The sequence below is a fragment of the Solimicrobium silvestre genome, assembly GCF_002976435.1.
Taxonomy (GTDB): domain Bacteria; phylum Pseudomonadota; class Gammaproteobacteria; order Burkholderiales; family Burkholderiaceae_D; genus Solimicrobium; species Solimicrobium silvestre.
This window is the reverse complement of sequence record NZ_PUGF01000009.1, coordinates 134,874-157,266: the sequence shown is the minus strand read 5'-3', so window position 1 is coordinate 157,266 and position 22,393 is coordinate 134,874. Positions and strand designations below refer to the sequence as shown.

Annotated in this window: 21 protein-coding genes; 2 read left to right on the top strand and 19 right to left on the bottom strand. The window is 45.3% G+C overall.

The window, feature by feature from the left end; all coding sequences use genetic code 11:
* Nucleotides 1-21: 21 nt before the first annotated feature.
* From S2091_RS11170 to leuC, 14 genes are all read right to left on the bottom strand, one after another.
* Nucleotides 22-504: a CvpA family protein gene (locus S2091_RS11170; RefSeq protein ID WP_105531893.1), complete on the bottom strand. Its 483-nt coding sequence runs from the start codon at nt 502-504 to the stop codon at nt 22-24.
* An 18-nt stretch (nt 505-522) separates the two neighbouring features.
* Nucleotides 523-1,455 (bottom strand): SPOR domain-containing protein, encoded by a 933-nt coding sequence (locus tag S2091_RS11165; protein WP_105531892.1) that lies wholly within the window; start codon nt 1,453-1,455, stop codon nt 523-525.
* A gap of 71 nt (nt 1,456-1,526) precedes the next feature.
* On the bottom strand, nt 1,527-2,825 hold the full coding sequence (gene folC / locus S2091_RS11160; RefSeq protein ID WP_105531891.1) for a bifunctional tetrahydrofolate synthase/dihydrofolate synthase: 1,299 nt from the start codon (nt 2,823-2,825) through the stop codon (nt 1,527-1,529).
* Between the two features lie 62 nt (nt 2,826-2,887).
* Nucleotides 2,888-3,760, bottom strand: a complete 873-nt coding sequence (gene accD / locus S2091_RS11155; protein ID WP_105531890.1) for an acetyl-CoA carboxylase, carboxyltransferase subunit beta — start codon at nt 3,758-3,760, stop codon at nt 2,888-2,890.
* Between the two features lie 50 nt (nt 3,761-3,810).
* Nucleotides 3,811-4,620, bottom strand: coding sequence for a tryptophan synthase subunit alpha (trpA, locus tag S2091_RS11150; protein ID WP_105531889.1), 810 nt, complete (start codon nt 4,618-4,620; stop codon nt 3,811-3,813).
* Nucleotides 4,621-4,638: 18 nt separating this feature from the next.
* Nucleotides 4,639-5,883 (bottom strand): tryptophan synthase subunit beta, encoded by a 1,245-nt coding sequence (gene trpB, locus S2091_RS11145; RefSeq protein WP_207769684.1) that lies wholly within the window; start codon nt 5,881-5,883, stop codon nt 4,639-4,641.
* Nucleotides 5,858-6,565, bottom strand: coding sequence for a phosphoribosylanthranilate isomerase (locus S2091_RS11140; RefSeq protein ID WP_105531887.1), 708 nt, complete (start codon nt 6,563-6,565; stop codon nt 5,858-5,860). The genes trpB and S2091_RS11140 overlap by 26 nt, the downstream gene beginning before the upstream one ends.
* A gap of 13 nt (nt 6,566-6,578) precedes the next feature.
* Complete coding sequence (gene truA, locus S2091_RS11135) at nt 6,579-7,388, bottom strand: tRNA pseudouridine(38-40) synthase TruA (RefSeq protein ID WP_105531886.1); 810 nt, start codon at nt 7,386-7,388, stop codon at nt 6,579-6,581.
* A 116-nt stretch (nt 7,389-7,504) separates the two neighbouring features.
* Complete coding sequence (locus S2091_RS11130) at nt 7,505-10,237, bottom strand: motility hub landmark protein FimV (RefSeq protein WP_243405397.1); 2,733 nt, start codon at nt 10,235-10,237, stop codon at nt 7,505-7,507.
* A 370-nt stretch (nt 10,238-10,607) separates the two neighbouring features.
* Complete coding sequence (gene asd, locus S2091_RS11125) at nt 10,608-11,732, bottom strand: aspartate-semialdehyde dehydrogenase (protein ID WP_105531884.1); 1,125 nt, start codon at nt 11,730-11,732, stop codon at nt 10,608-10,610.
* A gap of 55 nt (nt 11,733-11,787) precedes the next feature.
* Entirely contained in the window at nt 11,788-12,858 is a 1,071-nt protein-coding gene (gene leuB, locus S2091_RS11120; protein WP_105531883.1) for a 3-isopropylmalate dehydrogenase, read from the bottom strand.
* A 20-nt stretch (nt 12,859-12,878) separates the two neighbouring features.
* On the bottom strand, nt 12,879-13,526 hold the full coding sequence (gene leuD, locus S2091_RS11115; protein ID WP_105531882.1) for a 3-isopropylmalate dehydratase small subunit: 648 nt from the start codon (nt 13,524-13,526) through the stop codon (nt 12,879-12,881).
* Between the two features lie 33 nt (nt 13,527-13,559).
* The gene (locus S2091_RS11110) at nt 13,560-13,703 is read right to left on the bottom strand and encodes an entericidin A/B family lipoprotein (protein ID WP_105531935.1); all 144 of its coding nucleotides are present in this window, start codon (nt 13,701-13,703) and stop codon (nt 13,560-13,562) included.
* Nucleotides 13,704-13,726: 23 nt separating this feature from the next.
* Nucleotides 13,727-15,133 (bottom strand): 3-isopropylmalate dehydratase large subunit, encoded by a 1,407-nt coding sequence (gene leuC / locus S2091_RS11105; RefSeq protein WP_105531934.1) that lies wholly within the window; start codon nt 15,131-15,133, stop codon nt 13,727-13,729.
* Nucleotides 15,134-15,727: 594 nt separating this feature from the next.
* On the opposite strand from leuC, the gene S2091_RS11100 reads away from it, so the two are divergent.
* The gene (locus tag S2091_RS11100; RefSeq protein ID WP_105531881.1) at nt 15,728-16,357 is read left to right on the top strand and encodes a glutathione S-transferase family protein; all 630 of its coding nucleotides are present in this window, start codon (nt 15,728-15,730) and stop codon (nt 16,355-16,357) included.
* Nucleotides 16,358-16,422: 65 nt separating this feature from the next.
* Here the strand turns inward: S2091_RS11100 and glmM are convergent, their stop codons facing one another.
* The 4 genes from glmM to S2091_RS11080 form a co-directional block, all read right to left on the bottom strand.
* Nucleotides 16,423-17,766, bottom strand: coding sequence for a phosphoglucosamine mutase (gene glmM, locus S2091_RS11095; protein ID WP_105531880.1), 1,344 nt, complete (start codon nt 17,764-17,766; stop codon nt 16,423-16,425).
* The gene (gene folP / locus S2091_RS11090; protein WP_105531879.1) at nt 17,763-18,629 is read right to left on the bottom strand and encodes a dihydropteroate synthase; all 867 of its coding nucleotides are present in this window, start codon (nt 18,627-18,629) and stop codon (nt 17,763-17,765) included. The genes glmM and folP overlap by 4 nt, the downstream gene beginning before the upstream one ends.
* Nucleotides 18,630-18,712: 83 nt before the next feature.
* Nucleotides 18,713-20,587 (bottom strand): ATP-dependent zinc metalloprotease FtsH, encoded by a 1,875-nt coding sequence (gene ftsH / locus S2091_RS11085; protein ID WP_105531878.1) that lies wholly within the window; start codon nt 20,585-20,587, stop codon nt 18,713-18,715.
* Between the two features lie 158 nt (nt 20,588-20,745).
* Nucleotides 20,746-21,381 carry an RlmE family RNA methyltransferase gene (locus S2091_RS11080; protein WP_105531877.1) on the bottom strand — a complete coding sequence of 212 codons (636 nt, stop codon included), beginning with the start codon at nt 21,379-21,381 and terminating at the stop codon, nt 20,746-20,748.
* A gap of 38 nt (nt 21,382-21,419) precedes the next feature.
* On the opposite strand from S2091_RS11080, the gene S2091_RS11075 reads away from it, so the two are divergent.
* Nucleotides 21,420-21,896, top strand: a complete 477-nt coding sequence (locus S2091_RS11075; protein ID WP_105531876.1) for a YhbY family RNA-binding protein — start codon at nt 21,420-21,422, stop codon at nt 21,894-21,896.
* Nucleotides 21,897-21,938: 42 nt separating this feature from the next.
* Here the strand turns inward: S2091_RS11075 and S2091_RS11070 are convergent, their stop codons facing one another.
* A complete protein-coding gene (locus tag S2091_RS11070) occupies nt 21,939-22,385 on the bottom strand; it encodes a DUF4149 domain-containing protein (protein ID WP_105531875.1) in 447 nt (148 codons plus the stop codon).
* Nucleotides 22,386-22,393: the final 8 nt, after the last annotated feature.

Here is a 22,393-nt window from a genome sequence, read left to right as displayed (position 1 = left end):
GTGGACTCCTAAAACAATGAATTAAAAATTGACATACCGTGCAAATGAGCCCGGCAATAATGGTTTAACGACCAATGCCGCTGTTTCTACAGTTGGCCTAAAAAATGCTTCTCGCCAAAATGCTTGTTGCGGTAGATTTGTCATTCCGCACACAAACGTTAAAGCCAACACAATCACGCAACCGCGCGCTGCGCCAAATAAGCTACCTAAACTTCTATCCACCGACTTTAATCCGCTCGCTGTAATGATGCTGTCGAGTGCCATTGTCAATAACCACATTAGCAAACGTACGCCAATGAACAAGGAAACAAATGCCGTTATCAGTCGGATTGATTGTTCGGTCAGTGGGATGAATTCAGCTAGTTGTGCACCATAAGCGTTAGCAACCAAGAAAGCGATTACCCAACTGGCGAGGGATAAAATTTCCTTTAACAGGCCGCGCATGGTACTGATGATGATTGATGTAATTAATATAAATAAAACCAGGTAATCGAATAAAGTCATACAAATAATGTCGTTACACTACAGGGGAACCAACTTACCGGTTAATCCTAATTTCTCCAATTGCGTTTTAACTTTATCAGCAGCGTCTTTATCAGAAAAAGGGCCGATTCTTACGCGAATTTTATCGCCAGAATCAGTCGCTACTTTTTGAGTAAAGGATTTGAACCCTGCAGACGTTAATTTGCTTTGTAATTCATTTACTTTTTCTTGGGTCGCAAACGCGCCAACCTGTACGACAATACGAGACGTTACGGCAGTTGCTTTAGCGCTAGTGTCAGCACCACCTAAAATGGCCATCGCTCGAGCTGATTCATCGGCGCTGGTGACGTGCGAATCGGAAGGTTTAGGGTCGGCTTTAAAGTCAGCTTTAGATTCGGCTTTAGGTTTGGCTGCCGCCTCTTTCTTAGCAACCATTTCACTGGAATGCGCTGTTTCAACTTTGGCTTCGGCCTTAGTTTCAATCTTCGGTTCTGGCTTGCTTGTTTTAGGCGCGGCTTCCGCCACAGTCGTTACAGGTGTAATTGTTCTTGTATCTGGCGCAGCTTTAGCAACTGGCGGCACTGACGGCTGTTTAGGTGCTGTAGGTGCTGGTATCGGCGTGTCAACTTGTAGCCCATTCTGGACAATCTCTTCTTTCGGATCCAGAGAAGCGACCGTTGCATCCTTAGATGGAATTTGTATAACGATGTTTTTATTTAATGGCTTAGGTTCTGAATCAAGCACCATAGGCAAACCAATAACTACTGCTAACACCATGGCAATGGCACCGATTAAACGGCGTCGAGCCCGTTTTTTTTCAGGCACCAACTGCTCATTTTGTGCATCTGTGTGTCGCGTATCTGATTTACGGCTTTTTGATTTAGCGGGTGTGGCATCAGCCGTTCCAGCTAAAGCTTCGGCAACGGAAGTCACTTCGGGTTGTTTTTTACTAAAAATTGAAAACAAGCTCATGCGTAATTTCAGTTTAATTAATGATTAAAATACAGAATTAAAAACAACGTCGTAACCAGCCATTTTCAGCGTCATTGCTGCTCATTTCGTTGCTGAATTACACCCGCAACAGTTAAGAATGAGCCGAAAACCACTATTCTATCATTTTCCCCTGCTTTACTTACGGCATAAGTGTAGGCGGAAGCTGGATTTTCAAAGCATTGAATACTATGATCCTTGTCATTTACAACATTTTGCTCAGTTAATAGGCTCTGAATGTGCTCCGCCGTAGCGCCACGAGGCAGCGGCAGGTCTGTTAAGCACCAGTGATCTATCTGATTTTTTAACTGACTGATAACACCTGCAATATCTTTATCTTGCATCGCTCCAAATACTGCATAGGTGTAAGCATGAAAACCCATATTATCCAGGTTTTGATGCAAAGTAGCCGCCGCATGAGGATTATGCGCCACATCCAAAACCACAGCCGGCACCCCTGGCAGCACTTGGAATCTGCCTGGCAAATCAACCATCACCAAGCCACTACGAACTTCCTGCGCACCTAATGGCAAACGGGTGCGAAGAGCTTCTAATGCCGCTAATGCCGCAGACGCATTTAATAACTGGTTTGCACCACGCAAGCTCGGATATGCGAGTGAATGACGGCGATGCTGACGACCGGCAAAATTCCATTGCTGCTTATCGCCAGAATAATTAAAGTCACGATTAAATAACCATAAATCTGCGCCGATTTTATTCGCATGTTCGATGAGTGAAAGCGGTGCAGCTGGGTCAGAGCAAATGGCTGTACGCCCTGCCCGGAAAATCCCTGCTTTTTCAAATCCAATCGCTTCCCGGGTGTCGCCTAAATATTCAACATGATCAATATCAACGCTGGTGATGATGGCGACATCCGCATCAAATATATTCACCGCGTCTAAACGACCACCTAAACCGACTTCTAATATCACGACATCGAGTTTTGCATCGGCAAAGATTTTTACGCAAGCCAGCATAGTGAATTCAAAATAGCTCAATGATGTATCTTGCTTCGCTTCTTCTACTTGTTCAAAAGCGCTAACGAATTCAGCATCCGCAACGGATACACCATTGATTCTGGCCCGTTCATTAAAATGAATTAAATGCGGTGACGTGTACAAGCCGACTTTATAGCCGCCTTGCATTAAGATTGATTCCAACATCGCACAGGTAGAACCTTTGCCGTTAGTGCCCCCGACAATAATAACCGGGCATTCAAATTGAATGCCCAAACGATCGCGAACGGAGCCTACACGCTGCAGGCCAAGTTCGATGACAGTTGGATGTGCGGTTTCTAAATGAGCTAACCAGTCGGCTAAAGTAGACAGAGATGTGGTGTTGATATTTGTCATTATTTTAAAGATGTAATGAAAAAACCACGGCGCACCGTGGTTTTATTTGGTACTAAGCTGGCTTATGCCACCGCTTCTGCAGGCTGACTTTGTAATAAAGCGAGTAATTTAGCGATTTCTTCACGCATTTTACGGCGATCTACAATCATATCAATCGCACCCTTAGTCAATAAAAACTCAGAGCGCTGAAACCCTTCCGGCAATTTTTCGCGCACGGTATTTTCAATCACGCGTGCACCGGCAAAGCCGATTAACGCTTTAGGTTCAGCCATGACGACATCGCCCATGAAGGCAAACGAAGCCGAAACACCGCCAGTAGTCGGATCAGTTAATACCGAAATAAACGGCAATTTTTTCTCGGACAGTTTGGTCAGCATCGCGGTTGTTTTAGCCATCTGCATTAACGACAACAAGCCTTCTTGCATACGTGCGCCACCAGTCGCGGTGATGCAGATGAATGGAACTTTTTGTTCTAATGCCGCTTGAGCGCCACGCACAAAACGTTCACCAACGACAGAACCCATCGAACCAGCCATGAAGCCGAATTCAAAACAGGCAACAACGACAGGCATACTCATAATAGAGCCGCCAATTACAACTAACGCGTCGGTTTCGCCAGTGGATTCCATAGCAGCTTTTAAGCGGTCAGGATATTTTTTACTGTCTTTGAATTTCAAGGTGTCGACTGGCAAAGTTTCTTGGCCAATTTCATAATGGCCGCCAACGTCTAACAAGCTATCCAAACGTTCACGTGCACTAATCCGCATGTGGTGGCTGCATTTAGGGCAGACATGCAAATTCACTTCCAAATCGGAGCGATACAAAACCGCTTCGCAAGAAGGACACTTAACCCACAGTCCTTCAGGGATGGACTTGCGCGTACCAGCATCATTACGTTGAATTCGTGGTGGCAGTAATTTTTCTAACCAACTCATTTTTCTCTCCTCTTTACTAGCTGCATCCTATGAATGCAGCCATGGTCAATTTATTGATTCATTGCTTGCCGCACAGTGCTTAAAAAATCCTGTACCGATGTAAGCATTAAATCCGGTGCAAGGTTTGCATCATGCGTTTCAATCTCTTGAATAATCCGGCTACCGATAACAACGGCATCGGCAACATGAGAAATTAATTTAGCCGTAGCCGCATCGCGAACTCCAAAACCAACTGCTACCGGCACCTGCACATGTTGCTTAATCTTAGGCAACATCCGATTAACTTCACTTAAATCAATTGCATTATTTCCGGTGACGCCTTTTAGCGAAACATAATACACATACCCGCTGGCAATTTGAGCAACCTGCGCTATGCGCTGGTCAGTCGATGTTGGTGCCAACAAAAAGATTACATCCAAGCCGTGTTTTTTCATACAAGCCGCATATGCAACACATTCTTCTGGAGGGTAATCTACTACCAGCACGCCATCTACGCCAGCATTTGCTGACTCAGAAACAAATAATTCTATTCCCATGCGCTCAATAGGATTGGCGTATCCCATTAATACTACCGGTGTTATTTTATTACTCGCACGGAATTCACGAACGCATTGTAATACATCAATTAGTCCAACACCATGCTTTAAAGCACGTTCTGAAGCACGTTGAATCACCGGACCATCAGCCATTGGGTCGGAAAATGGTACGCCGAGCTCGATAATGTCTGCTCCGCCGCGTACTAAAGCATGCATTAATTGCACGGTTATCGCTGGACTTGGATCGCCGGCGGTGATAAATGGTATCAAGCCTTTACGGCCATTTTTTGCCAATTCGGCAAAAGTATTTTTAATTCTGGACATGATGATTTCTCCTTGGAGTTAAAGTTTAATACCGGCTTGTTGAGCAACGGTATGCATATCTTTATCACCACGTCCGGATAAATTAACCAGCAATAATTTATCTTTTGCTAAAGTTGCCGCTAATTTGGTCGCATAGGCAATCGCATGACTTGATTCCAATGCAGGAATAATCCCTTCTATCCGACAGCAATCATGGAAGGCCTTCAGTGCCTCCTGGTCGGTAATCGTGACATATTGCGCCCGACCCGAATCTTTAAGCCATGCGTGTTCTGGGCCTACGCCGGGGTAATCCAGGCCAGCTGAAACCGAATGAGTTTCAATTACCTGTCCATTTTTGTCTTGCAGCAAGTAAGTACGGTTGCCATGTAACACGCCAGGTGAGCCAGCAGTCAGTGACGCTGCATGACGACCGGTTTCCAGACCATCTCCAGCCGCTTCAACACCGATTAATTGCACATCGGCGTAGTCGATATAGGGATGAAAAATACCCATGGCATTCGAACCACCACCGACACAAGCAATTACCGCATCTGGTTGCCGGCCAGTCATTTCCGGCATTTGCACCAGACATTCATTACCAATCACAACTTGAAAATCCCTGACCATTTTAGGATAAGGGTGCGGACCAGCCACGGTGCCTATGATGTAAAAGGTATTGTCAACATTGGCAACCCAATCGCGCATCGCTTCATTGAGCGCATCTTTAAGTGTTTTAGAACCAGAATCAACAGGCACAACAGTCGCGCCCAACAACTTCATGCGATACACGTTTTGCGCTTGTCTGGCTACGTCTTCCGAGCCCATATATACCACGCACTCCAAACCGAATCGTGCGCAAATAGTGGCTGTTGCTACGCCGTGCTGCCCTGCCCCGGTTTCGGCAATCACTCGTGGCTTACCCATGCGTTTAGCCAATAAGGCTTGGCCAATTACATTATTGATTTTGTGCGCGCCGGTATGATTAAGATCTTCGCGCTTCAAATAAATTTGTGCACCACCTAACTCTGAAGACCAGCGTTTAGCGTGATAAATGGGGGATGGGCGACCGACGAAGTGCTTTAACTCGCTATGATATTCAGCAAGAAATTCAGCATCTTGCGAGTAATACGCATACGCGTCCGTTAACTGATTGAGCGCATGACTTAATGTTTCGGAAACAAAGCTACCGCCGTAGATACCGAAATGTCCACGCTCATCTGGTAGTTGGTAATGCGGGGAGGTAGCGGCAGTAGCTGTATTAGACGGATTTTGATTGGGATTCATATTGGAGGGCATATTCGTTCTCAGGTAAATTAGTGTCGGCCATTTGCACCGCTTTTACAAAAGCGCGCATTTTAGCCGGATCTTTAATACCCTTAGCCAACTCAACACCACTGCTGATGTCAACGGCCCAAGGGCGTAGTTGAACCACTGCGCCACTGACATTGTGCGCGGTTAAGCCACCACTTAAAACGACCCGAGGTGCGAGTTCTTTTGGGATAACTGACCAATCGAATACCTTTCCACTACCACCGAAACTATCTACGAAGGAATCTAATAATAACCCGCTAAACCAGGGACTGCTAACCCGGTAGAGCGTTTCGCATTGTAACAAATCATCGGCACACATGTCATCTTTAACCCGCAAAGCACGAATAAATGGGCGCTGTGCAGCTTGGGCTATAGCATGACATTGCTCTGGAGTTTCATCGCCGTGAAACTGCAATACATTCACTGGAGCAACAGCCAATACCGCCAGCACTTGCTCGACAGTGGCATTCACAAACAAACCTACCGATGTGACAAACGGCGGCAGCAAGGCAATTAATTCACGTGCCTGCTCTGCGCTGACAAGGCGTGGGCTTTTGGGATAAAACACAAAACCCAGGGCATGTGCGCCCAATTGTAGTGCGACCTGTACGTCTTTTTTTCTCGTTAACCCACAAATTTTGATACGCGTAACCATGCACTCGCCCCTGTTAAGCAAACCAATTTAAGGAAGAAATTTGCTGAGGTAAATTCCATTTTGGATCGTAATCAACTTTAGCCAGATATAAACCATCCGGCATGAATGTCGGGGCGGAAATGCTGCGGTCAGCTGTTTGCAGCACCTCCTGCATCCATTCTGGCTCATATTTGCCCACACCGACAGCTATCAAGCTGCCGACTATATTTCTAACCATATGGTGCAAAAATGCACTCGCACGTAAAGTTAAGAAGATAAAGTTACCTTGGCGTTGAAGAGTAATTTCATGCATCGTTTTAACCGGCGATTTTGCTTGGCAGGTAGTTGCCCGAAACGCGGAAAAATCATGCTCACCAACCAAATACTGAGCAGCATCCTGCATTTTCTGTTCATCTAATGGGCGAAAAACCCAGCCGACCCGGCCAGAAAGTAACGGCGATCTCACAGGATGATTGTATAAAACATAGTGGTATGTGCGCGCCCTGGCACTGAATCGCGCATGAAACTCCAATTCAGGCTCACTGGCTTGAGCGATTTCGCTAGACCAGCGCACCGCAATAGACTCAGGTAAATGGGCATTGACACCACGCACCCAGGAAGTAAGCGAGCGATCAATATCCGTATCAAAATGCACAACTTGCTCTAAAGCATGAACGCCAGCATCGGTTCTTCCAGCACATGACACTTTAACCGGCTGCGTAGCAATGCTTTGCAGTGCCTTTTCAAGCATATCTTGCACGGTCTGACCATTGGGCTGAGATTGCCAGCCGAGCCAAGGTCTGCCGTCATATTGAACGCCTAATACTATCCGTTTCAATTGCATTCCTAAGTAAAAATAATGGCAGCACTATAAAGCAAAACGGGCGCTTAGCATCATGCCGCGCCCGTTTTTTATGTTGCTGCCTGACTAAAGTCAGTCATACCAGCACCTACCAGCAATTAAGCCATTTCATGCATCATCGCTTTTGCACGAGCGATTTGCTCTGGATTTCCGCCTTTAAGAACTTCATCCAATAATTCGCGGGCACCGTCTTTATCACCAATTTCTTGATAAGCAACCGCCAAATCTAATTTCGTCGCCATTTCTGCGCTATATTCAGCCTCCGAAACTATTTCAACAGGAGCTTGAGGTGCTGCATCATGTTTAGATTCAACAGGGCTTGCTTGCGCAAAACTTGGCTCTGCATGATGCGCCTCAGTCGCCACTTTAGGCAATTCCAAATCGATGTCTGACAAATCAAAATCAAATGATGGCGCAGCTTGTTCAGGCTGATGTGATGTTGGCATTTCCAGCATCGACATATCATCATCGTGATGCGTATGCGTTTCAACCTGCACTACCTCTTCTGGCTTAGATTTCGGAATATCAAAATCAAAATCCAACGCGGCAAAATCCATTCCAATTTCTTCAGCGTCAGGCTGAACATGCGCTGCTGGAGCAGTTTTAGTTGGAATCATTGGTATGATTTCTTCAGCAGGAGTTTCTGGTGGCAAAGCCACAGCAAAGTCGGCCATGTCAAAACTTTCCTTGGCTTCATGAGCAGGCATAGCGATGGTTGGCGCATCTTCCTTGACCGGAGTCGATGAGAACGAGGATTTGAACTCATTTTCTGGGACAGCTGCAGTCGTCAAACCAAGGTCAAAATCCAAACCATCATCTAATTCATCCGTTCTATGCGTCCGATCATTAATATCACCGAGCATTAAGGAATGACTGCTATCGTGTTTGGCTGAAATTGAATCCAACATTTGTTGCGATAAAGAATTACCTAACAACGCTTCAGGATCAAGACTTTCAATCGGCAACGTTGATGCACCTAACACCGATGAATGCTCAGCAGCAAGGCCGCCTGCATACAATGGGTTTTGTGGGTCGATAATGATACCCAAAGAAGCCGCTTGCGCCCAATCTGCGCCAGCACCACCTGTCATACCATAAAGCTCACTGGCTACGGTTTCAAAGGTACGGGTATCTTTACGATGAGCGTATATTTCTAACAGCTTAACGCGCACTGCCTGACGATCTGGCTGGGTACGCAAAGCCTCTTTTAGAATCTCTTCCGCTTGCTCATCACGGCCATAGGCAATATACACATCTGCTTCTGCTACCGGATCAACTTCATTCGCATCCAACTGACTGGCGGAAGGCGCAAAGTTAGAGTTAAAGACGCTGTTATTGGTATCAACACTTTGACCACCAGTAGAGCCAAATAAGGAATTGGCCTTCATGCTGGAACCAGTCAAAATACTTTCATCATCAAAATGCTCAGGCTTTTTCTTGCGCTTACTAGAGTAAATTCCGGCTACTCCAAGCAACGCTAACACACCTGCTCCATATGGCAAATACTTCAGCCAGCCGTCAAAGAATCCTGGTGTTGGCTCAGGTACTGGTGCAGCTTGCACGCGCGGACGAACAGGCTTGTGCGCTGGCATAGATGCTGGAACACTAGCTTCAATAGCTGGCAAAGATGCTGGCGCAGATGCTGTTGTAGGCGCTGGCGCTAGTGCTGGTGTTGAAGCAGAATGATCTGGCTCAACATTTTTCACAGGAGCGGCTACTGGAGCGGTTTTATTTTTAAGATCAAGTATGCTTTGCAGTTTCGCCGTATTTTGCTCTAACTCTTTAACACGCGCATTGGCCACATCAAGTGCTTTTTGTTTCGCAATCTTATCTTCTTCCAGCGCTTTTTTATCAGCCTGATCTTGCATTTGAGCCTTAGATAATTTTAGTTTATCTTTGGACTCATTTATTGGCGTTGGAGCCTCAGTCACCTTGGCTGTAATTTTTCCGCTGTCAGTTTTTTTGGTCTCAACCGCTTTTTCAGGTTGAGCCTGTGCTACTTGATTAGCAACCTTATTGCGATAAGTATTGAAGTCAACAGATTGAGCCAAAATAATTTTTTTGGCTTCAGATTGCGATGTACGCTCAACCTCAGCAGTGTCAGGAATACTTAAAATACGGCCTGAACGCAACAAGTTCATGTTGTCGTTAATAAAAGCCGATGAATTATTGCGATGCAATGCAACCAACATCTGATCTAAAGAAACACCCTGAGGTTTAAATTTATCTGCAATTTTACCTAAGGTATCGCCTGCTTTAATCTGGTAGCTTGCGCCCTTATCACCTGCCGGACCCGCATTTTTATTCACAACAACATTGGAGGCATGTTCTGCCGATTTTGCCGTTGTAGTTGTGGAGCTTGGCGTGATTGGCGTTGATGTAAGACTGGATCTGGAAGCCGAACCTGAACTAACACTAGTTGCAGAGTTATTTGCCTGCATTTCAAGCGGGTCAATCAGCATGGTGTATTCGCGGATTAACTTACCACTACTTGAATTTAATTCTAATAGGATTTCTACAAATGGCTCATTGACTGATTGCGTTGAAGTAACCAATACAAAATGTCGAGAGCCACGCTCTTCAACTGCAAAGCGTAACGACAATAAATTGGAATTAAAATCGATGTTAGCTTGCTTGAAAGCTTCAGCACTGGCTAATTTGGGAACCAAGTTACCAGCATCGTCTTGAGTGACCGAAGTCAGTTCAATTTCAGCTCGCAATGGCTGTCCAAGCGCAGAGAGGACAGTTAACTTGCCCAAACCTGCTGCGTCTGCTCCCGAATAGATCAGACACGAAGAAGCTAACGCTAAACTAAACGTTTTAACACCCATTGAAGCGAATCTTGCGTATTTTTTCGGTTGCATATTCTGTGGCATAAGATTGATTGAGGGTATAACCGAACTGGCGGCAAACTCAAGAGATGCAATAGGATTATTAAACAGCTATGTTGTGTAGCATGCTTTTCCTATTTGCTTGTCTCCAAATAATTATTCTGCTTTTCACATTAACATCAGGAACTTAGCCTTGCAAGTTTATCTTGTTTGCTAGCAATATCAATGATGCAGAAGCAACACTTATGACATAATGTTACCCTGCGACAATTGTTGTGTGAAACATGATTATATGACGCACTTTTAGATAGGAACAGTTATATTGTCAAAAAGGGACTGAAACGTCCCTTTTTTCATCTTTAATTGCAAATTAATCCACCAATATCCGCAACATACGCCGCAAAGGCTCCGCCGCACCCCAAAGCAATTGGTCACCAACAGTAAATGCCGATAGATAATCACCGCCCATTTGTAACTTTCGTAACCGTCCAACAGGAATTGTCATGCTGCCAGTAACTGCTGCCGGCGTTAATTCGCGCATAGATGCTTCACGGGTATTTTCAACTACCTTAACCCATTGATTGTTTTGCGCAATAATGTCTGCCAGTTCATTTAACGGCACATCTTGCTTAAGCTTGATAGTCAATGCCTGAGAATGACAACGCATAGCACCAACTCGTATGCACAAACCATCAACAGGAATCGCAGTTTTATTGAAACCGGCACCGCGTCCTAAAATTTTATTGGTTTCTGCGCCAGCCTTCCATTCTTCTTTGGAGCTACCATCACCTAAATCTTTATCTATCCAGGGGATTAAGTTGCCAGCCAATGGGACACCAAATTGTTTGGTGTCTTCAGCCGTAAATGCATGTTGCTGAGCCAGCACTTGGCGATCAATCTCTAAGATTGCCGAGCTAGGGTTATCCAATAAGGATTTCACAGAAGCATTAATTTGACCAAACTGAGTAAGCAATTCACGCATATGTTGCGCGCCGCCACCAGAGGCCGCTTGATAGGTCATGCTGGTGACCCACTCCACCATATCATGCTCAAATAAACCGCCCAACCCCATTAACATGCATGAAACTGTGCAATTGCCGCCGATGTAATTCTTAATGCCGCGTGACAAGCCAGATTTGATTACGTCGGAATTGACTGGGTCCAAAATAATGATCGCGTCGTCATTCATGCGCAAAGTAGATGCCGCATCGATCCAATAGCCGTTCCAGCCGCTAGCACGCAGTTGCGGGAAAATTTCAGAAGTGTAGTCACCACCTTGGCAGGTAATGATAATGTCGCATTTCTTTAATGCAGCAATATCATTTGCGTCTTGCAATGACGTCTCGTTCTTAGCCATGCTCGGCGCTTTACCACCTGCATTGGAAGTCGAAAAAAAGACTGGCTCAATATGCGCAAAATCGCCCTCTTCCTGCATGCGCTGCAACAAAACCGAACCTACCATGCCACGCCAACCAACTAAACCAACTAATTTCATTTTTTTCCCGCTTTCGTTAACTATTTATTGTGCTTGCTGTATTCATTTTGACTTTTCAGGTGAGCGCTCGTACCACTGCATTACCCATTTCTTCCGTTCCTACTTTCGTGGTGCCTGGCTCATAAATATCCGGGGTACGCAAACCTTGTGCTAACACTTTTTTAACCGCTGTTTCAATTCGATCCGCTTGTTCTGGTTTCGCCAAGGTAAAGCGCAACATCATCGCAGCAGAAAGAATGGTGGCCAATGGATTAGCGATTCCTTTACCGGCAATATCAGGTGCTGAGCCGTGCGATGGCTCATAAAGACCTTTGTTGTTGGCGTCTAATGACGCCGAAGGCAACATGCCGATAGAGCCTGTTAACATTGCGGCCGCATCCGATAAAATATCACCAAACATATTGCCTGTCACGATCACATCAAACTTTTTCGGTGCGCGGATTAATTGCATTGAAGCATTATCAATATACATATGATCCAAAGCGACATCTGGATATTCCTGATGTACTTCGGTCACAATGTCTTTCCAGAACTGGAAAGTTTCCAGCACATTGGCTTTATCGACACTAGTTAAACGCTTATCGCGTTTTTGCGCGGCCTGAAAAGCCACATGAGCAATGCGGCGGATTTCAGTTTCCGCGTAACGCATCGTATCAAAACCTTCACGCTCTCCAATAAATGCACCATCAGTTGCGATACGCACGCCACGCGGTTGACCAAAGTAGACATCACCGGTTAATTCACGAATAATTAAAATATCTAAACCCGAGACGATTTCAGGCTTCAAAGTCGAAGCACCGGCTAATTCAGGGTATAAAATGGCCGGTCGCAAATTAGCAAATAAATTCAGATGCTTACGCAATCCTAAAATAGCTTGCTCAGGACGCAAAGCACGTTCCAGCGTGTCGTATTTCCAATCGCCCACTGCGCCCAACAATATTGCATCAGCTTGCTTTGCCAAAGTTAGCGTTGCTTCAGGCAATGGATGCCCGTGTGCAGCATAACCAGCGCCGCCAACTGGCGCAGTTTCCATTTCAAATGATTCGCCCAATACGTTCAATACATTAACGGCTTGCGCAACGATTTCTGGTCCAATGCCGTCACCCGGCAAGATAGCTATTTTCATTATTTTAATTGGGTAAAAGATTAAATTGTGTTAGCCAACCAAGGTTGACTAGCTAAATGACGTGCTTCAAATTCGCGGATTTTGTCAGCTGAGCGCAAAGTCAGCGCAATATCATCCAGGCCATTAAGCAAGCAATGTTTACGGAACGCCTCGATCTCAAATTCAAAATGACGGTCAGCGCTTGCCGTAGAAATCACTTGATTCTCTAAATCAATTTGTAATTGAAAACCGATAAACGCATTAGTTTCGTTAAACAAAGCATCGATAGTCGCTTCGGGCAACACAATCGGCAGCAAACCATTTTTAAAACAGTTGTTGTAAAAAATATCGGCATAACTTGGCGCAATGACGGCGCGAAACCCAAATTGCTGCAACGCCCAAGGAGCATGCTCACGCGAAGATCCACAACCAAAATTTTTACGCGTCAATAAAATTGATGCGCCTTGATAGCGCGCCTGATTCAGTACAAATTCTGGATTAAGCGGGCGATGACTGTTGTCGATGCCAGGTTCGCCATGATCTAAATAGCGCCATTCATCAAACAAGTTGGGACCAAAGCCCGTGCGGTGTATCGACTTTAAAAACTGCTTGGGAATAATGGCATCGGTGTCGACATTTGCTCTGTCTAACGGTGCCACAATTCCTTTATGTACAATAAATTTATCCATGCTGACAGCTCTTCCAATACATTTCAGTCGCTATTAATTATTCGTTTTTTTGGCAGCCGCATTTTCCATTGATTGCCCTGCATTTTTCACATCTTTGCCAAAACCTTCAATAGTGTTACATGCAGATAAAACAGTGATTGCCAAGACAGCCAAACAACATAGTGCAAATTTTTTCATGATCATAGTCCGATATTTAAATATTAGTTACGCAAAGTACGCACATCAACAAAATGGCCGGCGATACCTGCTGCCGCCGCCATTGCAGGGGAAACCAGATGCGTGCGTCCGCCCTGCCCCTGGCGGCCCTCAAAATTACGGTTTGAAGTGGAAGCGCAACGCTCGCCCGGCTCTAAGCGGTCGGCATTCATCGCTAAACACATTGAACAACCCGGTTCGCGCCACTCAAAACCGGCATCTTTGAAGATCCGGTCCAAGCCTTCGCGTTCGGCCTGCTCTTTCACCAAACCAGAACCTGGTACCACCATCGCCAATTTTACATTTGAGGCGCGATATTTACCACGTACAACTGAAGCCGCAGCGCGTAAATCTTCAATCCGTGAATTGGTGCACGAGCCGATGAAAACTTTATCAATCCGGATATCGGTGATCGCGGTATTCGGTTTTAATGCCATATACGCTAACGCTTTTTCAATTGCGTCACGTTTAGTCGCATCTTTTTCTTGGTCCGGATCTGGAATACGTCCATCTATGGACAACACCATTTCCGGCGATGTACCCCAGGTTACTTGCGGCTTGATTTCGGCAGCATTTAAATGAATCACCAAATCAAATGGCGCACCTGCATCGGTATGTAAGGTGCGCCAGTATGATACCGCTTGCTCCCAATGCGGACCAACTGGCGAATAAGGGCGGCCTTTCACGTAATCAATAGTCGTATCATCCACCGCAATCATGCCCGCTCTAGCTCCGGCCTCAATCGCCATATTGCATACGGTCATGCGCCCTTCCATCGACAAACTACGGATTGCGGAACCGGCAAATTCAATTGCATAACCGGTGCCACCAGCCGTGCCGATTTTGCCGATAATGGCGAGCACTACATCTTTAGCAGTGACGCCCAACGGCAACGCGCCATCAACCTGCACTAGCATGGCTTTTGATTTTTGCGTGATCAGTGTCTGGGTTGCCAGCACATGCTCGACTTCAGACGTGCCGATACCATGTGCCAAACAGCCGAAAGCGCCGTGCGTAGAAGTATGTGAATCGCCGCAAACAACCGTCATTCCCGGTAAAGTTGCACCTTGCTCAGGACCGATGACGTGCACAATTCCCTGGCGCTTATCATTCATGCCAAAGTAAGTTAAGCCGTATTGTTTGGTGTTAGCGTCCAGCGTTTCAACTTGTAGACGGGAAGTTGGGTCAGCGATACCATTGATGCGATTAGTAGTGGGTACATTATGATCAGCAACCACTAAATTGGCTGAAACGCGCCACGGTGCGCGGCCGGTCAGGCGCAAACCGTCAAATGCCTGGGGACTGGTTACTTCATGTAATAAATGGCGATCTATGTACAGGATTGTCGTGCCATCGGGTTCTGCGTGAACTGCATGGGATTCCCACAATTTATCGTAGAGCGTTTTCAACATAATTCTAGCTACCTGATTGACGTATTTATTGGAGCGTTTGATTATGCCATAATTGCGCGCTGCAATCATAAGCCCGCGAGCAACAGTCTGTAAGAATTCCAACTATTCTTTGCTTAAGATTAATTGGATCCAAATATAAACTTGTATTGACGCGAACGTAAAGCAATGCTCCGCATAAAATACAGTTGGATATGGCAAGTTCTAAATCCAAAACTTTGCACCATAAATCAAATAAATTTAAGCAGAATTAAGCAAAAAACCAATACTCCCTCAATTCTTTAAAATATTTAACGCATTACATGCCTCTTAGCATGGTGAAAATCAATTTTTTGACAGTATATTTATCGCCTAGTGTATTTATTGAGCTATAGCTAAGAAATATTAATTTCACACTACTGTATTCTCAAATAAAAATTTGAACTATTTTTCACACTGCTGTAGTTATTTCTTTGCATAATTCTCCAGTCAGGCTATTTGTTCTTGCCTTACGCGCGTTGTAGATGTTACAAATGCCGGGCTGGCGCATTTCTAAGCAAATTTTCAACTTTCAACATCTTACTTATTAATCAACATAACCCGATCAGGAGTTTGATTATGAGCACAGTTCGCGAACTAACCTTTTACCATTGCCCAAATACCCGCTCCACAGGCGTGCTGACCTTGCTGGAAGAACTGGCCGCCGAATACCATCTTTACGTTTTAAATATGAAAGAAGGTGAGCAAAGAAAGCCGGCGTTTTTAGCAATTAATCCAATGGGAAAAGTGCCCACACTTAAACACGGCGAAGCGATTATTACTGAACAATCAGCGGTGTATTTATATCTGGCAGATCTATACCCGGACGCCGGTCTTGCGCCGAAAATTGACGATCCGCTGCGCGGCCCATATTTACGCTGGATGGTATATTACAGCTCGTGTTTTGAGCCAGCGATTGTTGATCGCTCACAAAAGCGTGAACCAGTTCCACAGAGTATGTCGCCCTACGGTGATTTTGAGACCATGTATAAAACCTTAACGGACCAACTCAGCAAAGGGCATTACTTACTAGGCGATAGATTCACCGCAGTTGACGTGTTGTGGGGAACGGCACTCACCTGGATAACCAAATTCCAGCTGGTGCCATTACTGCCCGTAGTTAAAACGTATATTGATCGGATTAACGCACGCCCGGCTGTGGCTTGGGCGCGTGCTAAAGATGCTGAATTGATCGCAACGTTTGAGTAAGTTGCAATTGAGCTTTAGGCAGCAGCAAAACTTTCCCAAACTAGTTAATGCTGCGCCCAAATCATCTACACTCCGGACAAATGCGCTGCTAATCGCTTAGCCATTTGCTGCGCCAGCTCGTCCTGACGCGCTTCTACCATCACACGAATTAACGGCTCGGTGCCGGATGCACGAATTAACACCCGTCCATTTTTGCCCAATTCTGCTTCCACAAGTGCCTTATCCGCCACCATCGCTGCATTTTTTTGCCAGTCTGTTCCAGCAACCACCCGGACATTCACTAAGGCCTGCGGAAACATACTGATGCCAGTAAAAAATTCCGGCAATGTTTTGTTATGACGGCGCAATGCAGACAGCACCTGTAACGCTGAAATGATGCCGTCGCCTGTGCTGTGCTGATCTAAGCAGAGTAAATGCCCGGAACCTTCACCACCTAAAATCCAACCACGTTCACGCATCAACTCCAACACGTAACGGTCACCGACTTTAGCGCGCGCAAACGGCACACCCAATTCTTCAAACGCCACTTCTAACGCCATATTGGTCATTAAAGTACCCACTACGCCGGATAAACTACCCTGCGCAAGACGATCAGTCGCCATTAAATACAGTAATTCGTCACCGTTATAAACGCGACCGGTGGCGTCCGTCATCATTAAACGATCTGCATCGCCATCCAATGCAATACCTAAATCGGCATGATGATGTTGCACCGCTTGCGATAATGCCGCAGTGTCCGTAGCACCGACCTGATCGTTAATGTTAATGCCGTTGGGCTGATTGCCGATTGCAATCACTTCCGCGCCGAGTTCATGCAAGACGTGCGGCGCAATGTGGTATGCCGCACCGTGTGCGCAGTCGACCACAATTTTTAAGCCACGCAAATCCAACTCATTCGGGAAACTGCTTTTACAAAACTCAATGTAACGCCCTGGCGCATCGTCTAAACGGCGCGCTTTACCCAATTTTTCGGAAGGAACACAGTGCATTTCCAACTCTAAATTAGCCTCAATTTCCAACTCAACCTGATCCGGTAATTTAGTGCCTTGGGCGGAAAAAAACTTAATGCCGTTATCGTCAAAAGGATTATGTGAAGCGGAAATAACTACACCAGCATTCAACCGTAAAGCACGAGTTAAATAAGCGATAGCTGGCGTAGGCATTGGCCCAGCCAACACCACATCGACTCCGGCTGCGGCAAAACCCGCTTGTAAAGCAGCTTCCAGCATGTAGCCAGATATACGAGTATCTTTACCGATTAACACCGTTGGACGATTTGATTCTTGATGGCTGACTTGCGCCAGCACTTTTCCAGCGGCATAACCTAGGCGCATCACAAAATCAGGCGTTATTGGCGCTGCGCCCACTTTTCCGCGTATTCCATCGGTGCCAAAATATTTTCTTTTCATTGCTCTATTCCCTGCTGGTTTATATTTTTAATGGAGTTCCAGATTGTTAACGCATCAATTGTTTCTGCCACATCATGCACGCGCACAATCTGAGCGCCGTGCGCCACTGCCGTAATGGCTGCACCGATACTGGCGGCTAATCGCAGCTCTACTGGCTTGCCAGTCAGCGCACCTAGCATAGATTTACGCGATAAGCCGGCTAAAACGGGCAAACTAAAACGCTCTGAGAATAATTTTTGCTGTCGTAAAAGAGTGAGATTATGAGGCAAACTTTTGCCAAAACCAAATCCCACATCTAATAACAGCCTATTTTTTTCGATGCGATGCTGTTGCATTGTGCGGATGCGCTCAGCAAAAAAATCGCTGACTTCGGTAATCACATCATCGTACTGCGGCTGATCTTGCATCGTTTGCGGAGTGTTTTGCATATGCATAATACATAACGCACAATCACTATTGGCAACGGCTTCTAAAGCACCTTCAGCACGAAAACCATGTACGTCATTAATCATATCTACGCCAGCCAATTGCGCTTCGCGCATCACTTCCGGTTTATAGGTATCAATTGAGAGTGGAATGCCGCAATCGCGCAGTGCATAAATGATAGGCATAACGCGTTGCAATTCCAGCTCCAGGCTAACCGGTTTGGCACCGGGCCGGGTCGACTCTCCACCGATATCAATAATATCAACACCGGCATTAATCATAGCTTCGGCACGATCTAACAGAAAATTCAAATCAGCATTTTCTGATCCATCCGAAAAAGAATCAGGTGTAACGTTGAGTATTCCCATTACCAAAGGTCGTGCATCTTTACCTATTAAGGGAAAGCGATAGCGGCCACATTGTAAATATTTTTCCATTCAGATTTCTAATTCTTGTTTTGAGAGATAAAAAAAGGGTGAGAAATATTCCCACCCTTTTTAAATAAACACCAAAATCTAGCTTAAGCCGTAGCAGTCACACTAGGTGCAATGCCATCACCGGAACTTGGTTTTCTGACCGAGCCACTAACCTTAGGAGGACGTGGTTCAATGCCTTGCATGATATCGCCAATCTGGTCGGCATCAATGGTTTCCCAATCGAGCAAGGCTTTAGTCATGGCTTCCACTTTATCGCGATTTTCTTCTAACAATTGGCGCGACTGCGCGTATTGAGTATCAAGAATACGGCGAATTTCAGCATCAACAGTTTGCTGAGTCGCTTCAGAAATAGTTTTTGACGCACCACCAAAATAACCTTCTTGCTGACTATCTTCGTACACCATCACGCCTAATTTTTCGGACATACCAAAACGCGTCACCATGGCACGTGCCAATTTAGTTGCACGTGAAAAATCGTTAGATGCACCAGTCGACATTTGACCGACAAAAATTTCTTCGGCAATCCGACCACCAAATAAAATAGTAATTTCGCCAAGCATTTTATCTTTGTAGCCACTAATCTGATCATGTTCAGGCAACTGCCAAGTTAAGCCAAGCGCATTACCACGCGGCATAATAGTGACTTTATGAACCGGATCAGCTTTGGGCAGCAAACTCGCCACCACAGCGTGGCCAGATTCGTGGTACGCAGTATTGCGGCGCTCATCTTCACGCATTACCATCGATTTACGCTCAGGGCCCATGTAGATTTTGTCTTTAGCATCTTCAAAATCCTGCATCTCTACCAACCGTTTATTGCGGCGAGCAGCAAACAAAGCTGATTCATTTACCAGATTAGCTAAATCAGCACCCGAAAAACCAGGTGTACCGCGCGCTAAAATATCAGCTTTAACGTCTGGGGCAATTGGTACTTTACGCATGTGAACATTCAGAATCTGCTCACGACCACGAATATCTGGCAAGCCTACCGTCACCTGACGATCAAAACGACCTGGGCGCAGCAAGGCTTTATCTAATACATCGGCACGGTTAGTTGCCGCAATAACGATCACGCCAGAATTTGGTTCAAAGCCATCCATCTCAACCAGCATTTGATTCAAGGTTTGTTCGCGTTCGTCATTACCGCCGCCCATACCGGCACCACGATGGCGACCAACTGCGTCAATTTCATCGATAAAGATAATACATGGTGCATGTTTTTTTGCATTTTCAAACATATCGCGCACGCGAGAAGCACCAACACCGACAAACATTTCTACGAAATCAGAACCGGAAATAGTAAAGAAAGGTACTTTAGCTTCACCGGCGATCGCACGTGCCAGTAAAGTTTTACCAGTACCCGGAGGGCCAACCATTAATACGCCGCGTGGAATACGACCACCGAGTTTTTGGAATTTAGTAGGATCGCGCAAGAATTCAACCACTTCCTGCACTTCTTCTTTGGCTTCATCGCAACCTGCAACGTCGGCAAAACTCACGTTATTAGTGGTTTCATCCAGCATCCGTGCTTTAGATTTACCGAAGGAGAATGCGCCACCTTTACCGCCGCCTTGCATTTGGCGCATAAAAAATATCCACACACCGATCAGTAACAACATCGGTCCATAAGACATTAATAATTGAATTAACAGCGAAGGCTCTTCAGCGCGCTTGATGTCAAATTTAATTCCGCTGCTGACTAAATCACCAATTAAGCCTCGGTCTAAGGCCGTTGCTGTAGTTTTAACTTTGTTACCGTCTTGCGTAACTGCTGTGATATTTCCATCTTCTATGACGACTTCTTTGAGTTGCTTAGATTTCACCTGATCCAAAAAATCAGAATAAGCAATTGGCGCGGCACCAGCACTAAGGCCTTTGCCATCGAATTGCTTAAAAACCATGAACAAAACCATGGCAACAACAACCCAAATGGCTGCTTTAGAAAACATATTATTCACAAAAACTCCTTAGACACGAATGGCGTCAACTACACAAATTAATGCACCCAGGTATTACCCAGGTTCTAAAATCACTGAATCAGAATGCGGCAAGTATACTAATTGACATATAGTGGCGGCTTATTATTTATCAAGTGTTAGCTGGCAATATTCAACACTTATTTCAAACCACGTCCCAAAATAAATATTTCTGACGATTTATCCCTGCTAGCTTTAGGTTTTTTTGATGAAACCACCTTAAATTCGCTTTTAAATCGATCCCAAACCGTATTGTAAGCAGGCCCGTGGAAGCATTTTACCAATAATGAGCCAGTTGGTTTGAGATGCGCCTTAGAAAATTCAATGGCGAGCTCAATAATATCTTCCATCCGCGCCGCATCTGCAGTTGGAATCCCGGATAAATTCGGTGCCATATCCGATAATACTAGATCTACCTTGCGTCCTAACAGGCGAGTTTCAAGCAAATCAAGTATTTCTTGTTCGCGGAAATCACCAAGTAAAAATTGTACATCGGCAATTGGTTCCATAGGTAACATATCTAAAGCAAAAATTTCGCCTAAAATACCGCCACCTGCTTTACCAGCCAATTTATTCCGTACATATTGCGACCAACTACCTGGAGTTGCTCCCAAATCAACAATAATTTGACCCGGTTTGATTAATTTTTCTGCTTCATCTATTTCTTTTAGTTTATATACAGCCCTTGCACGATAGCCTTCTCGTTGCGCTAATTTTACATAAGGATCATTTATATGATCATGTAACCAGTTTTGATTGAATTTATTCTTAGCCATTCGCGTAAAATAGTGCCTTTAGAGGAAATAGTGAAACCATGTTAAAACTTACTGCAATCGAACGTAGCGCTTTGCGCTCAGAGGCTCATGCCTTAAATCCTATCGTATTAATCGGCGAAGCCGGTCTGTCTGAAGCCGTCATGAAAGAAATCGATAATGGATTAAATTCCCACGGCTTGATCAAAGTGCGTGTGTTTGGTGATGATCGTGAAGCCCGCCTTGCTATGTATGAAACTATCTGTACGACATTAAAAGCGGCTCCAATTCAGCATATTGGCAAACTTTTTGTTCTGTTCCGTCCAAAGTTGGAAGGCTCCGTTGAAAAAGTATTGCGTAAAACAGGCGGCGGCTTGCGCGAAGTAACTATCGTCAAACCAAGTCCTAGCGGTCAAAAACGCCCTACTGTTTCCAAAGTTATGCTTAAAGGGAATGAACGGGTTACTCAAGGTGGCAATATTAAACGTGCTAAACCGCGTCAAGCCAGTGCTAAAAAATCAGCATTGAAAAGTTCGTAAAATCTAAAAGTATCCAATTGCTTTGAGGTTGCCGTCGTTACTTTAACGCAATGCAACCTCAACGTTCTTGTTCAAATGCTCCAATACCAGCATAGCACCTAGAACGCTTTGCATCAGATAAAACCCGCTTGAGATGGCATGCAACATGCCAAACTGCCATTTATTATCCGGATTAGTTAATCCAGCCGCGCGTAATTCGGCCATAAACGGATGCAAGACAAAATAACCTAATATCGTACATAGCAGCATGCCGAGCACCAGTTTCGGTAAGCGTTTGCGCTGATACAACGCAATACCCAACAACAGCAGCGCACAAACTACCGACAAACAGGCTTCAACATAAAATAACTGCCCAGCAATTGTGCCTGCCAGGCTTGAGTCGGTAAGCGTCTTGAATAAGGTGGGCGCGACCAAGTAGCCAATAGTCCATAGGCTACCAACCCACGCCGTGGTGATTAATAATTGCGCCCGATCCCAAGCCGTAGTCATTGAATTTT

Coding starts and splice junctions, on each gene's coding strand:
- S2091_RS11170 (WP_105531893.1), bottom strand. CDS start 504: ATGACTTTATTCGATTACCTGGTTTTATTTATATTAATTACATCAATC.
- S2091_RS11165 (WP_105531892.1), bottom strand. CDS start 1,455: ATGAGCTTGTTTTCAATTTTTAGTAAAAAACAACCCGAAGTGACTTCC.
- folC (WP_105531891.1), bottom strand. CDS start 2,825: ATGACAAATATCAACACCACATCTCTGTCTACTTTAGCCGACTGGTTA.
- accD (WP_105531890.1), bottom strand. CDS start 3,760: ATGAGTTGGTTAGAAAAATTACTGCCACCACGAATTCAACGTAATGAT.
- trpA (WP_105531889.1), bottom strand. CDS start 4,620: ATGTCCAGAATTAAAAATACTTTTGCCGAATTGGCAAAAAATGGCCGT.
- trpB (WP_207769684.1), bottom strand. CDS start 5,883: ATGAATCCCAATCAAAATCCGTCTAATACAGCTACTGCCGCTACCTCC.
- S2091_RS11140 (WP_105531887.1), bottom strand. CDS start 6,565: ATGGTTACGCGTATCAAAATTTGTGGGTTAACGAGAAAAAAAGACGTA.
- truA (WP_105531886.1), bottom strand. CDS start 7,388: ATGCAATTGAAACGGATAGTATTAGGCGTTCAATATGACGGCAGACCT.
- S2091_RS11130 (WP_243405397.1), bottom strand. CDS start 10,237: ATGGGTGTTAAAACGTTTAGTTTAGCGTTAGCTTCTTCGTGTCTGATC.
- asd (WP_105531884.1), bottom strand. CDS start 11,732: ATGAAATTAGTTGGTTTAGTTGGTTGGCGTGGCATGGTAGGTTCGGTT.
- leuB (WP_105531883.1), bottom strand. CDS start 12,858: ATGAAAATAGCTATCTTGCCGGGTGACGGCATTGGACCAGAAATCGTT.
- leuD (WP_105531882.1), bottom strand. CDS start 13,526: ATGGATAAATTTATTGTACATAAAGGAATTGTGGCACCGTTAGACAGA.
- S2091_RS11110 (WP_105531935.1), bottom strand. CDS start 13,703: ATGAAAAAATTTGCACTATGTTGTTTGGCTGTCTTGGCAATCACTGTT.
- leuC (WP_105531934.1), bottom strand. CDS start 15,133: ATGTTGAAAACGCTCTACGATAAATTGTGGGAATCCCATGCAGTTCAC.
- S2091_RS11100 (WP_105531881.1), top strand. CDS start 15,728: ATGAGCACAGTTCGCGAACTAACCTTTTACCATTGCCCAAATACCCGC.
- glmM (WP_105531880.1), bottom strand. CDS start 17,766: ATGAAAAGAAAATATTTTGGCACCGATGGAATACGCGGAAAAGTGGGC.
- folP (WP_105531879.1), bottom strand. CDS start 18,629: ATGGAAAAATATTTACAATGTGGCCGCTATCGCTTTCCCTTAATAGGT.
- S2091_RS11080 (WP_105531877.1), bottom strand. CDS start 21,381: ATGGCTAAGAATAAATTCAATCAAAACTGGTTACATGATCATATAAAT.
- S2091_RS11075 (WP_105531876.1), top strand. CDS start 21,420: ATGTTAAAACTTACTGCAATCGAACGTAGCGCTTTGCGCTCAGAGGCT.
- S2091_RS11070 (WP_105531875.1), bottom strand. CDS start 22,385: ATGACTACGGCTTGGGATCGGGCGCAATTATTAATCACCACGGCGTGG.